Below are 12174 nucleotides of genomic sequence, written 5' to 3'. Positions count from 1 at the left end.
GGGTTTGAGTTAATGGCTGAAGAGCGCGATGACAGTGTAGAGACAACACCGGCAGATGAAAAGAAGAAGTCGAAACTAAGTACAAAGTTAATAATCATAATAGTCGGTGTTCTGCTGGTCTTGGGAGGAGGAGGGTTTCTCGCATACACGAAACTGATGGGCAAGAAGAAAGAAGGTGCGGGACAAGAGGCTGGTGGCGGCCACGAGGAGAAGGCCAAGCACGAGGAAGGTCCTCCTACGCTTGTACCGCTTGACCCCTTTGTGGTGAATCTCGTCGATGCCGGAAGGTACATGAAGGTAACGGTGCAGTTGGAAATAGCCTCAAAGAAAGACGAGCCTTTCATTAAGGACAGGTTGCCTATGCTCAGAGATGCCGTAGTGTTCCTGTTAAGCGGTAAGTCGCTGGAGGCGGTGTCGGGTTCCGAGGGTAAGATGCAGTTGAAGGATGAGATGTTGTTCAAGTTCAACCAAACCATCGGAGGCGAGATCATAAAGAACGTTTATTTTACGGATTTTGTAGTGCAATGAACAAGATACTTTCACAAGACGAAATAGACGCCCTGTTAAAGGGGGTGCAGGCGGGCGCCGTCGAGACTGAGACGGGCGTCTCTGATGAAGCCGATGCCAAGATATACGACCTCACCAGTCAGGAGCGTATTATCCGTGGGAGGATGCCGGGGCTTGAGATAGCCAATGAGCGATTTGCAAGGTTCTTCAGGAACTCCATCTCAACCATCATCATGAAGTTTGTCGATGTCAACATACACGGTGTTGAGATGATGAAGTTCAGTGAGTTTATGAAGACGCTGCCGTTGCCCTCCAGCATCAATATATTCAAGATGGAGCCGTTGAAGGGTTATTCGCTGTTTGTGATAAGTGCCCCTGCGGTGTTTGCCTTTGTGGAGTACTTTTTTGGGGCAACAACGGCACGCAATACGAAGTCTGAGGGCCGGTACTTCACGCCCATAGAGCAGCGGATCATCAAAAAGGTGGTCAGCATGGTGCTCAAGGACTTTGCCCTTGCCTGGCGAGGGCTTGCCAACGTCCAGCCCGAACACGTGGGGTCTGAAATGAACCCGCAGTTTGTCACAATCGTGACACCCACGGAGGTTATTATCAAGGTGGAGGTGCATATAGAGGTGGAGGATTTCACCGGCAAGATGTACTTCTGTATCCCATACTCGATCATAGAGCCTGTCAAGGAGAAACTGTACTCGGGCATACAGGCCGAAAAGATGGAGACCGACCAGCGGTGGGTCAATCGCCTCAAGGACATACTCATTGAGTCCTACGTGGAGGTCAGCGTGGACCTGGGCAATGTGGAGCTGACGGTGGATGACCTGCTGCACATGCGTCCGGGGGATGTAATCAACCTCGGGAAGTCCCTGACGGATGAGTTGATATTTAAGGTTGAGGGTATACCCAAGTTCCGGTGTACCACGGGCGTGAGAAAAGGTACCCAGGCAGTAAAGATACTAGGCGCCATTACATAGACGACTAACGATTAAGGAGGCGATAAAAAAAGATGGATGTGTTTCAGGAGTTTGAAGGCGGCAGCAGTGAGGAAGGATTCAGGGATATAAGGTTCCTCCTTGACATACCACTTACGATCACTGTAGAGATAGGCAGAACCAAGATGTTAATCAACGACCTCCTGCAGTTGGGTCAGGGTTCCGTCGTGGAACTTGACAAGTTGGCCGGGGAACCGCTGGAGATGCTCATCAACAATAAAGTCATTGCAAGGGGTGAGGTGGTAGTCGTTAACGAAAAGTTCGGCATAAGACTCACGGATATCGTTAGCCCTACGGACAGACTAAAGCAGTTGAAATGACGGACGTCCTGCTTCAGATGTTGCTGGCCCTTGGCGGTGTAGTCTTTCTCATATATGGCATTGCATATATGCTTAAGAAAAGACAGAAGAAGGCCGGTCTGATAAACATCCTGGAGTACGTCTCTCTGGGCCCGAAAAAGGGGATAGCGGCTGTGAAGGTTGGTGCGGAGGTGTTGATAGTCGGGGTTACACCTACTGATTTCAGGCTCCTTACGACCCTCAGTGGAAAAAGCATTCCAGAAAAGGAGGCAGGCCAGAAAGCTGATGATGAACAACAACGTATTTAACATAGACCATCCGCTGATATCGATGTTTGTCCTTATCAGCTTCCTGTCGGTGATACCGTCAATGCTTGTGATGTTTACGTCCTTTACGCGGGTCGTGATCGTGTTGTCGTTTTTGAGACAGGCCATCGGCGGACAACAAATCCCACCAAACGTTGTGGTCATCGGCCTGTCAATCTTTATAACCATGCTCATAATGACCCCCACGCTTGACGTCCTGGCAAAGGACTCCCTGACCCCCCTGCTCGATAAAAAAATAACCCTCGGAGAAGCCTTTAAACGCGCCGAAGAACCCGTCAAGGGCTTCATGCTCAAACAGACAAGACAGAAAGACCTGGCCCTGTTTCTAAGACTGTCAAAGATGGATACACCGGAAAAACCAATGGATACACCGATCAAGGTGGTGGTGCCGGCATTTGCAATCAGCGAACTCAAGACGGCGTTTGAAATGGGCTTCTTGCTGTACCTGCCCTTTATTATAATAGACATGGTGGTGGCCAGCGTGATGCTCTCCATGGGTATGATGATGGTGCCCCCGGTAATGATATCGCTGCCCTTTAAGCTCCTGCTGTTTGTGCTCGTTGACGGCTGGAACCTCGTAGTGGGTACGCTGATACGGAGCTTCCAATGACCGTAGAAATTGTAAGGGACATCTCCGGTGATGTGTTCAAAACACTCTTGATGGTGGCCGGCCCGATGCTCATGGTGAGCATGGTGGTTGGACTGTTGGTCAGCTTCTTTCAGGCCATCACTCAGATACAGGAGTTTACGCTGACCTTTGTACCCAAGATACTTGCCGTCTTTGCCTGCATCTTCCTGCTGATGCCGTGGCTGGCACGCACCATGATCACCTTTACGGTCAACCTCATAGAAAAATTGCCACTATACGCTAAATGAAAAACATATCGATATGAACATAAACATGAATATGAACATTATAGAGGTGCTCAACTCCGAGCTTGTCTCAAAGCAGATAGGCATATTCGTGCTGATACTCTTACGGACAAGCATCTTTATGGCAATGATGCCGCTCTTTAGCAGCAGCAACTCACCGGCACAGTTTAAGCTGGGCATAGCAGTGGCCCTGGCCTTTGTGCTGACACCGGTAGTACACTTCGAAGTAAAGGCCGGTAGCAACTATTTCAGCCTCATAGCACGTGAGATCGTACTGTCCATGCTCCTGGGCGGGGCAGTGAGACTGGCCTTTATCGCCGTAAACATGGCAGGACAGATGATCAGTAACGGCATGGCACTCTCTATAGCAACCAGCTTTGACCCGGAGTTTGGCCAGTCGGCGGAGGTCTCCAGAATGCTCGGCATCCTGGTTTCTCTGTTGTTCTTTGCCATGGACGCACACCACGACCTCATATACATATTCGCCAAGAGCTTCGAAGTCGTACCGCCGGGTCAGGTAAACATCGATAAGCTGATGATATACGGAATGTTTGGCGGCCTCAAGGTCTTTATCATTGCCATCAAGCTGGGGGCGCCGGTGATGATCGCAATGGTGGTACTGAACTTCCTGCTTGGATTTCTGTACAAGGCCTCACCACAGATAAACATATTCTTTGTGAGCTTTCCGCTGTTTATCATCGTGGGTTTTACGGTTATGCTGCTGTCCATACCGCCCTTTTTCCAGGTAGTAAGCGACATATTTGAGAACCTGAAATATGAGATGCACAAGGTCCTGCTCATGGGCAAAGGGTAGGGATGCCGGAACAAGACGAAAGGTCCGAACAAGCCACGCCGCGACGGCGGCAGAGGGCAAGAGAAAAAGGACAAACAGCCAAAAGCCGTGAGGTCACCGCCCTGGCAGGAATGGCCGGCGTCTTGTTGGTGGTGCATTTTGGCGGTAACTACTTCTATAACAATACGACAGATGTGCTCACTAAGTTCTTATCCCTGCAATACGGCATGGACCCCTTTACAGCTACGAGGGTTGCCATGGTGAAGGTTATAACACTGCTTATGCCGTTTTTTATTGCCGTCATGGCCCTGGCAGTGTTTTCGGACGTTGCCCAGGTAGGGTTCTTCATGAAACCCATGGAACTCAATCTCTCCAAGCTCAACCCCCTGGAAGGACTCAAGAGGTTGTTTTCGTTTAACGGTCTGATAGACTTCCTGAAGTCGTTGCTCAAGTTCCTGGTTGGCGGCATTATCTTCTACCAGTTGATCAAGCATGATATCCGAGAGCTGCCCAACGTCTCGAGGATGGAGCTCAGACAGGTAGCCTACATATCAATGGGTTTTATCAAGGAGGCGCTCCTGTATGGTTTCCTGTATCTGTTTATAATTGCAGCAGTGAGCTATGTCTTTGAGAAGTGGCGGTTTGAGAAGTCCATCAAGATGAGCAAGGAAGAGATAAAAGAAGAATTTAAGGAAACCGAGGGCGACCCCAAGATAAAATCAAGGATAAGGAGCATCCAGAGAGAGCAGGCAAGAAAACGTATGATGGCAGAAGTGCCCAAGGCCACCGTGATTATAACCAACCCCACACACCTGGCCGTCGCCCTACGATACAAGGAGCGTGAGATGATCGCCCCAAAATTGATCGCAAAGGGCAGTGGCTACATCGCCGAACGACTCAGGGAGATCGCCAGGGAAAATGGCATCCCGGTAGTGGAGGACAAACCCCTGGCCAGGACACTGTTTAAACTCGAAATAAATACATTCATCCCGCCTGAACTATACAAGGCGGTTGCAAAGATATTGGCCTACATATTCAAACTCAAGGGGGCGGGGGCAGCATGAAAAATATGTTTCACTTCACTTTATGGGAGGGTGTTAAGCATGGATAGGGTGATGAGCTTTATACTGAAGCTGTTAAGAGAGCGTGCCGAGATTATAGTCTCCGTTGCTATTGTTGCGATCCTGGGTGTAATGCTCCTGCCGTTGCCTCCGATCCTGCTTGACCTGTTGTTGTCGATATCGATAGCGCTTGCGGTGGTGATAATCATCACCAGTGTGTATGTGCAGAAACCGCTTGATTTTTCGGTATTTCCGACCCTCTTGCTGATAACCACCCTGTACCGTCTGTCGCTCAACATTGCCACAACTAGACTGGTTCTGTTAAAGGGACACGAGGGCATAGAGTCAGCCGGTACGGTTGTCATGTCCTTTGGTAACTTCGTGGTTGGTGGCAACTATGCCGTGGGTCTGATCATATTCCTGATCCTGGTGATCGTGAACTTTGTAGTTATCACAAAGGGTTCGGGCAGAATAGCCGAGGTTGCGGCGAGATTTACCCTCGACGCTATGCCCGGTAAGCAGATGGCAATTGATGCCGACCTCAACGCCGGTCTGATAAACGAAAAGGACGCCAGACGCAGACGTGAAGTCATATCCCAGGAGGCAGACTTCTACGGCGCTATGGACGGAGCCAGCAAGTTCGTCAGAGGTGATGCCATAGCGGGTCTTATCATAACGGCCATAAACATAGTGGGTGGTCTGATAATCGGAGTGCTGCAGAGGGGATTACCCATAGTGGAGGCGCTCAAGACCTATACGATCCTGACTGTCGGTGACGGTCTCGTGACACAGATACCTGCGCTGCTGATATCGACGGCGGCAGGTATAGTGGTCAGCCGTGCCGGTAAGGACTCCGACATAGGTCAGGACATAGCCCGGCAGGTGCTGATCAACCCCAAGGCATTGTTTACGGCCTCCGGGATTCTGTTTGCCCTTGCCCTGGTGCCCGGTTTGCCACATCTTCCGTTTATACTCATAGCGGGTTCGGCAGCCGGCTTTGCCTACCTGGTGAGTGCAACAACCAAGAAAGAGGCCGCTGCCGGCGCTGCCCCCACGGAAGCTGCTGCGGAGGAACCACGGATTGAATCCTTCCTTGAGCTTGACCCCCTTACCCTGGAAATAGGCTACGGACTTATCCCGCTGGTGGAGGAGACCAAGGGTGAACTCCTGTCCAAGATAAAGGCAATGAGAAGACAACTGGCCAGGGAGATCGGCTTTGTCATCCCCCCCGTGCATATACGGGACAACTTGCAGTTAAGACCCCATGAGTACAGCTTTATGATCAGGGGCATAGAGATAACGCGCAACGAGGTCATGATGGGCTACTGGCTGGCTGTGGCCCCCGACGAGTCCGAAAAAATAGAGGGCATCCCCGCCAGAGAACCGGCCTTCGGACTACCGGCATACTGGATCGATGAACCAACCATCCAGCGGGCACAGGTGGAGGGCTACATGGTCGTGGATACGCCAACGGTGATCGCCACTCACCTGACGGAACTTATCAGGAAATCCAGTTGGGAGCTCCTCAGCCGCTCCGAGGTGCAGAATATCCTCGACAACGTCTCCAAGACCTATCCCAAACTCGTGGATGAACTGATCCCGGTACATATCAGCCTTGGAGGGGTGCAACGCATCCTTCAGGGATTGTTGAGAGAAAGAGTACCCATTAATGATATAATAACTATACTGGAAACCGTGATCGATTACGCACCATCAATAAAGGACACGGAGATGCTGACAGAGCTGGTGAGACAGTCGTTGTCACGACACATCACCAAGCAGTACTCAACCCAGGAGGGCAACGTGCCGGTCTTTACGCTGGACCCCCGGTTTGAGACAATGCTCTCCAGAAGCGTGCAGACGGGAGAGGCCATAAATCCCGACGTCGTAAACAAGATAGTGAGAGGGATTGAAAGCCTGATAAACAGCGACAACTTTAAGGGCGTGCAGCCAGTGATACTGTGCTCCTCTCACGTAAGGAGATATTTAAGGAAACTTGTGGAGAAATTTATACCATCGGTGGTGGTGCTGTCTAATGCAGAGATTTCCTCTACGGCAAGACTATACTCATTAGGAGTGGTAAGGTATGAAGATTAAGAAATATCAGGCTAAGACCTTTGCCGAGGCCCTTGTGCTGGTCAAAAAGGAACTCAGCGAAGACGCCATAATCCTCTCAACGGAGGAAAAAGGCGGAGACACCCCTTTTGTCGAAGTAACAGCGGCCGTTGACTACGACATCAATAAGATAAGGCCCATCAACGATAAAAGAGAGGTGCATAAAGACCATCTCAGAAAAGACAGCGCCGGTAAAGCAGCCCCCGTTAAACCCAAACCGACAGAACCCCCAGCCCCCGTACAAACTCCACAGAGTGCGCAGGAGAACTCCCCCAAGGAAGACCCACCGGCAAAAATGGTCACCCCCGCACCGGACCCAAAGGTAAAAATAGCCGAAACCTACACGGCCGACTTCAAACTCCTGGTCAAACGACTCACTGAAGATATCAAGGGTGAGATAGAAAGCCTCCGGGACACCCTCCAGGATATGAAAAATCTCGGCTACGAAATGGCCCTTCCCCCCAAAAAGCGAATGTTGTTATACTTTCTGAGGGAGAGGTCAATAAGAGAGGAATATGCTATACTCTTATGTGAGAAGGCACGCGACGTAAATGACGTGCTGCCCCTGCTGCTGGGTAACCTGAAGGTGAAAAAACGCGGCAGCGATATGAAGGCCATAATGCTCCTTGGCCCCACGGGCGTTGGCAAGACCACCACCGTTGCCAAGCTGGCGGCCAACTCGATAAAGGAAGGCAAAAAGGCGGCTATAATAAACCTCGATACGTACAGAATAGGCGCCGTAGAACAGGTGAGAATATACGCCAGAATACTGGGCATACCACTGTCGGTAGTGACAAACACAAAGGAGCTCAAAAGCAACCTGATGAGATATGCAGAGACCAAGGATGTTATCTACATAGATACCACGGGCAGAAGCCCAAAGGACGAGGAATACCTCGAGGGCATAAACGACATATGTCAGACGGAGGTGCCCCTTGAGTTGCACCTGATTATGAGTGTCAACAGCGACGACGAGTTTCTGACGGAGGCATACAGGTATTACAGGAGACTTCCCATAAACTATCTGGGCTTTACCAAGGTGGATGAGGCCGTGAGATTTGGCTCCATCTACAACCTTTTGATGACCTACCAGAAGCCTATAGCGTACCTGACCACGGGTCAGAAGGTCCCCGACGATATAGAGTTTGCCACGGTAGACCTGCTGGCAAACCTGATACTCAAAAAAGGAGTGCTGTAGATGGCGATTTTAGGACAAACCCATGTCAGGACCATAGCCGTGGCCAGCGGCAAGGGCGGTGTCGGTAAGACCAACGTGGTGGCAAATCTGGCCATAGCGCTCCAAAAGGAGGGTTGCAAGGTGCTGATCCTGGATGCCGACCTGGGGTTGAGCAACATAGACGTGTTGCTGCATCTGGCACCAAGGTATAACATCCAGCACGTGCTCGATGGTGAAATGAAGCTCAAGGATATCGTTGTTGAGGGTCCCTACGGTATCAAGGTGCTGCCTGCCACCTCCGGGGTGCAGGAGATGACTTCGCTGGATGAGTTTCAGCGTCTGAGGTTCCTTGAGGAGTTCGAGTCACTTGAGGAAGACATAAATGTGCTCTTGATAGATACGGCGGCAGGGATATCGGAAAACGTGGCATTCTTCTGTATCGCAGCCCAGGAGATAATCATCGTGACCTCGCCCGACCCCACCTCCATTGCCGACGCATATGCGTTGATAAAGGTGCTCTATACGCGGTACCAGGAAAAGAGCCTCAACGTCCTCGTAAACTCCGCCGAAGACGAAACCGAGGCCAAGGATGTGTTTAAGAGACTGCTGACGGCGGCGGAGAAGTTCCTGCACATATCGCTGGATTACCTCGGATTCATCCCCCGCGACAATGCCGTGGTCAAGGCCGTGAAGGCACAGAAGGCCTTTGTCGAAGCCTTCCCCGATAGCAAGGCATCCAAAAAGGTTGCGGAACTGGCCAAAAAAATCCTTAGCAAGTCAAAGGTAAGGGTCAAGGGGTCGCTGCAATTTTTCATAGGCAACCTCCTGTCATCATCCTCTGAATCGACAAAGAGATAACCATGGGTACAAAGGTATATAAGGCTGAGATCAGCAACGATCAGAGGGAGGAGGTAATAAAGGATTTCCTGCCGTTTATTAAGTATACCGCCTTCAGGTTGCTAAACCGGATACCGCCTCAACTGACCGTAGACGACCTCATAAGCGTCGGAATTATAGGACTCCTGGATGCCCTGGAAAATTACGACCCAACAAAATCCAAACTCAAGACATTTGCCGAGTTCCGGATCAAGGGGGCAATGCTCGATGAACTCAGGAACTTCGATACGGCCTCAAGGTCGCTCAAGGAAAAGGTCTGCGAACTCAAAGGAGTGTTCGTAAACCTCGAAAAAACACTGGGCCGTGCCCCCGAGGACGAAGAAGTGGCAGCAGAACTCAAAATATCCCTGGATGGTTACTATAAAATACTCAAAGACGCCGACAGCGTAATCACACTGAGATTTGAGGACTTCAGCGGTAAACTCTCCGGCGGCGAAGACATCAACATGGTAGACAACATCCCGGATACCTCCGGCAAGGACCCGCTCGCCCAACTGATAGAGCTGTCCCAGCGCAACACCCTCGCCCGCCTGATAGACGGTCTGCCGTACAAGGAAAAAATGGTACTGTCGCTGTACTACTGGGACGAACTGACAATGAAGGAAATCGGCAAGGTACTCAGCCTCTCAGAAGGCAGGGTGTGTCAGTTACACAGTCAGGCAATACTGCGGATGAAGGCAATGCTTACGGCCAGCAATCCCCTCTGAGATATAAAAAAAACCTTTTCTTTTACGGTAAAAAAATCATATAATATACAGGGACTTAATGTTACAGACAAAAAAACTCTATTCGCTGATCAGAAAATTAGGCGGCACAGACGCCTCTGACAGGCGCGCTGCGGCCACGATGCTCTCAGATGGCGACGAACGGGCCATCTACCCCCTGATCAGGGCACTGTCCGACACCAATGCCGCCGTGCAGGATGCCGCCATGCAGGCACTGATAAAGATCGGTGGCGAGGTGGTGGCCTATATGACAATCCCGGTGCTCAGAAGGGGCCCGGCACAGAGAAATGCCGCCCTGGTGATCCTCAGGGAGCTGGGTACGGTCACAGTCCCCTTCCTGGACAACCTGCTGCTGGACAAGGACGAAGATATCAGAAAGTTTGCCCTTGACCTCATGGGCGATATAAAGACCGATGTGGATATTGATAGGGTGTTGCCGTTGCTGAGGGATGTAAATCCCAATGTACGGGCGGCGGCATGTCGCTCCCTTGGTCTGCTGGGGGACAGGAGTGCCGTAGAGTACCTTGAGGCGGCACTGTGCGACGCCGAAGAATGGGTGGTTTTTGCAGCCCTTGAAGCCATCGGCAAGATGAGCGCAGAACGTGCCGTCAACTCCATATTCCGCCTGTTCAGAAGCAATTCAAACGTGATACGATATGCAGCCCTTGAAACCCTGGGCAAGATACCGTCAAAGGAGTCCAAAGACGCCTTGATCTACTGCATCCAGAACCTGGACAGCTTTAACAGGGCAGTGGCCGTCAAGAGCCTGGTCAACCTCGGGATTGAACCCGATATGGGCTATATCGCCGATGAATTGATCAACATGCTAAACGACGACGATTGGGAGGAAAAACTAACGGCTATCAAAGGTCTAAAGGCCCTCAAGGACAAGCGGGTACTTTTAACGCTCATAGAGCTTGCCGGCTCCCTGGATACATCGTATCCGGAAGAAGACGAACGCTATCGTGCCGTCATTGACGCCCTGGCTGAGATTGCCGACTGCGATAGCCTCATCGGTATACTCAGGGAAAAGGTCTCCCTGCGCTTCAGGGCCAAGACCTTGCTGGTAGAGTTAATAGGCAGATTCAAGTGTACGGCAGCCACGCAGGAACTTATAGACCTCTTGAGAGGCCCCTTCAGGGATATCAGACGCGGAGCGGCAAAGTCCCTTGTCAGCATAGCCGATGAGCGTTGCGTGGAGGCCCTCATAGAAGCCCTCAAGGACGATGACTGTCACATGAAATTACAGGTAGTCTATGCCCTGCGCAAGATCGGAAACATCCGGGCATACGAGCCTGTGGCACAACTGCTCAGAAACGAACGCTGCGAGGACGTCATAGAAGAGTCTGTCCAGGCCCTGCTGTATCTGGGCAGTGAAGACTTCCTCAAAGACATAGAAGGGTACCCCACTAACATAAAGACATATGTCGCCAAATACGGTAAGGATATACAGCTCATCATGAGACTCTCCTACGATAAGAGTGAAGGCGTCAAGGCAGCCGCCCTTGCACGATTGTCGTCCTTCAAGTTGCCAGAGGCGCAAAAAAGACTCGAAGATGCCCTCACCGACCCAAGTGCGCAGATACGAAAGGTGGCCGTTATGGGGCTGGGACAGTCGAGCAGCCTCTCTGATGCACTGTTAAACGCCATGCACGATACGGACATGTGGGTGAGATTCTATGCCATCAAGGCAATTGCAAACAACAGGGCACCGGAACACCTGGCTGACCTGATAGCCGCCTTGCGTGACCCCGAACCCCTCGTGGTACTTGGCGCCATCGAGGCCCTTGTCAAGATCGGCAGCATAGACGCCTATAACGCCCTGTTGCCGATGAGAGACCATCCCAATGCCTCCATCAGGATGAAGGCCGAGGAGGCCATACAGTCCCTATGATGGTGCTCAAGGATGAAACCTTTAAGGATATCAGAGACTTTATCTATGACAGCACCGGAATATATATACCGGATACAAAGAAATATTTCATCGAAAACAGATTGTCTAAGAGACTTGAGGAAAAAAAGATCGGCAGCTACGAAGACTACTTCTACCTGCTAAAGTACAACACAGATAAAAACGAAATAAAGGTACTGTATGATAAGATTACAACAAACGAAACTTTTTTTTTCCGTGAGGTTCAGCAATTGGACGTCCTGGTGCAACAGGTGATACCCAAAATAAAAGAAGAGAGAAAACTCCAGACAGTGAAGATATGGTCGGCAGCCTGTTCAACCGGCGAAGAACCCTATACAATGGCAATGATGCTCATGGAAAACCCAAAAACATGCACCGTGAGATTCGATGTCCTGGCCTCCGATATCAGCGACGTGGTAATCGCAAGGGCACAGGAAGCCAGCTACGGTCAGTATGCCATAAGAAATATACCGGAACTCTATATA

Annotated in this window: 14 protein-coding genes; all 14 read left to right on the top strand. The window is 50.8% G+C overall.

Annotation, left to right across the window (positions count from 1 at the left end):
• Window positions 1–528 (top strand): flagellar basal body-associated FliL family protein (locus HWQ67_RS06075; RefSeq protein WP_218251775.1); only part of this gene is annotated, 528 nt, incomplete at its 5' end.
• On the top strand, window positions 525–1493 hold the full coding sequence (fliM, locus tag HWQ67_RS06070) for a flagellar motor switch protein FliM (RefSeq protein ID WP_218251772.1): 969 nt from the start codon (window positions 525–527) through the stop codon (window positions 1491–1493). The genes HWQ67_RS06075 and fliM, both read left to right, overlap by 4 nt.
• Before the next feature lie 32 nt (window positions 1494–1525).
• Entirely contained in the window at window positions 1526–1831 is a 306-nt protein-coding gene (gene fliN, locus HWQ67_RS06065; RefSeq protein WP_218251771.1) for a flagellar motor switch protein FliN, read from the top strand.
• Window positions 1828–2118, top strand: a complete 291-nt coding sequence (locus tag HWQ67_RS06060) for a FliO/MopB family protein (RefSeq protein ID WP_218251770.1) — start codon at window positions 1828–1830, stop codon at window positions 2116–2118. The genes fliN and HWQ67_RS06060 overlap by 4 nt, the downstream gene beginning before the upstream one ends.
• A complete protein-coding gene (fliP, locus tag HWQ67_RS06055) occupies window positions 2099–2746 on the top strand; it encodes a flagellar type III secretion system pore protein FliP (RefSeq protein WP_425340704.1) in 648 nt (215 codons plus the stop codon). Before HWQ67_RS06060 ends, fliP begins: the two co-directional genes overlap by 20 nt.
• Entirely contained in the window at window positions 2743–3012 is a 270-nt protein-coding gene (gene fliQ, locus HWQ67_RS06050; protein WP_218251767.1) for a flagellar biosynthesis protein FliQ, read from the top strand. Before fliP ends, fliQ begins: the two co-directional genes overlap by 4 nt.
• Before the next feature lie 13 nt (window positions 3013–3025).
• Window positions 3026–3823, top strand: coding sequence for a flagellar biosynthetic protein FliR (locus HWQ67_RS06045; protein ID WP_218251765.1), 798 nt, complete (start codon window positions 3026–3028; stop codon window positions 3821–3823).
• A gap of 2 nt (window positions 3824–3825) precedes the next feature.
• The gene (gene flhB / locus HWQ67_RS06040) at window positions 3826–4866 is read left to right on the top strand and encodes a flagellar biosynthesis protein FlhB (protein WP_218251764.1); all 1041 of its coding nucleotides are present in this window, start codon (window positions 3826–3828) and stop codon (window positions 4864–4866) included.
• Between the two features lie 39 nt (window positions 4867–4905).
• Window positions 4906–6960 (top strand): flagellar biosynthesis protein FlhA, encoded by a 2055-nt coding sequence (gene flhA, locus HWQ67_RS06035; RefSeq protein WP_218251763.1) that lies wholly within the window; start codon window positions 4906–4908, stop codon window positions 6958–6960.
• Complete coding sequence (gene flhF / locus HWQ67_RS06030; RefSeq protein ID WP_218251762.1) at window positions 6950–8176, top strand: flagellar biosynthesis protein FlhF; 1227 nt, start codon at window positions 6950–6952, stop codon at window positions 8174–8176. Before flhA ends, flhF begins: the two co-directional genes overlap by 11 nt.
• Window positions 8177–9013, top strand: a complete 837-nt coding sequence (locus HWQ67_RS06025) for a MinD/ParA family protein (RefSeq protein WP_218251761.1) — start codon at window positions 8177–8179, stop codon at window positions 9011–9013. It abuts the gene before it with no gap.
• A 2-nt stretch (window positions 9014–9015) separates the two neighbouring features.
• Entirely contained in the window at window positions 9016–9759 is a 744-nt protein-coding gene (locus HWQ67_RS06020) for a sigma-70 family RNA polymerase sigma factor (RefSeq protein WP_218251760.1), read from the top strand.
• A 58-nt stretch (window positions 9760–9817) separates the two neighbouring features.
• On the top strand, window positions 9818–11671 hold the full coding sequence (locus HWQ67_RS06015) for a HEAT repeat domain-containing protein (RefSeq protein ID WP_218251759.1): 1854 nt from the start codon (window positions 9818–9820) through the stop codon (window positions 11669–11671).
• On the top strand, window positions 11668–12174 hold a 507-nt coding region (locus tag HWQ67_RS06010), incomplete at its 3' end, for a CheR family methyltransferase (protein ID WP_218251757.1). The genes HWQ67_RS06015 and HWQ67_RS06010, both read left to right, overlap by 4 nt.

It is taken from the genome of Candidatus Magnetobacterium casense, assembly GCF_019173545.1.
GTDB classification, from domain to species: domain Bacteria; phylum Nitrospirota; class Thermodesulfovibrionia; order Thermodesulfovibrionales; family Magnetobacteriaceae; genus Magnetobacterium; species Magnetobacterium cryptolimnobacter.
The sequence above is the reverse complement of the archived record's forward strand: the minus strand, read 5'-3'. Positions and strand labels throughout refer to the sequence as shown.

Excerpts from the sequence above, each read along its gene's own strand:
- HWQ67_RS06045 (WP_218251765.1), top strand. The coding sequence starts at position 3,026 with ATGAACATAAACATGAATATGAACATTATAGAGGTGCTCAACTCCGAG.
- HWQ67_RS06025 (WP_218251761.1), top strand. The coding sequence starts at position 8,177 with ATGGCGATTTTAGGACAAACCCATGTCAGGACCATAGCCGTGGCCAGC.
- flhA (WP_218251763.1), top strand. The coding sequence starts at position 4,906 with ATGGATAGGGTGATGAGCTTTATACTGAAGCTGTTAAGAGAGCGTGCC.
- fliP (WP_425340704.1), top strand. The coding sequence starts at position 2,099 with ATGAACAACAACGTATTTAACATAGACCATCCGCTGATATCGATGTTT.
- HWQ67_RS06060 (WP_218251770.1), top strand. The coding sequence starts at position 1,828 with ATGACGGACGTCCTGCTTCAGATGTTGCTGGCCCTTGGCGGTGTAGTC.
- fliQ (WP_218251767.1), top strand. The coding sequence starts at position 2,743 with ATGACCGTAGAAATTGTAAGGGACATCTCCGGTGATGTGTTCAAAACA.
- flhF (WP_218251762.1), top strand. The coding sequence starts at position 6,950 with ATGAAGATTAAGAAATATCAGGCTAAGACCTTTGCCGAGGCCCTTGTG.
- HWQ67_RS06020 (WP_218251760.1), top strand. The coding sequence starts at position 9,016 with ATGGGTACAAAGGTATATAAGGCTGAGATCAGCAACGATCAGAGGGAG.
- fliN (WP_218251771.1), top strand. The coding sequence starts at position 1,526 with ATGGATGTGTTTCAGGAGTTTGAAGGCGGCAGCAGTGAGGAAGGATTC.
- flhB (WP_218251764.1), top strand. The coding sequence starts at position 3,826 with ATGCCGGAACAAGACGAAAGGTCCGAACAAGCCACGCCGCGACGGCGG.
- fliM (WP_218251772.1), top strand. The coding sequence starts at position 525 with ATGAACAAGATACTTTCACAAGACGAAATAGACGCCCTGTTAAAGGGG.
- HWQ67_RS06015 (WP_218251759.1), top strand. The coding sequence starts at position 9,818 with ATGTTACAGACAAAAAAACTCTATTCGCTGATCAGAAAATTAGGCGGC.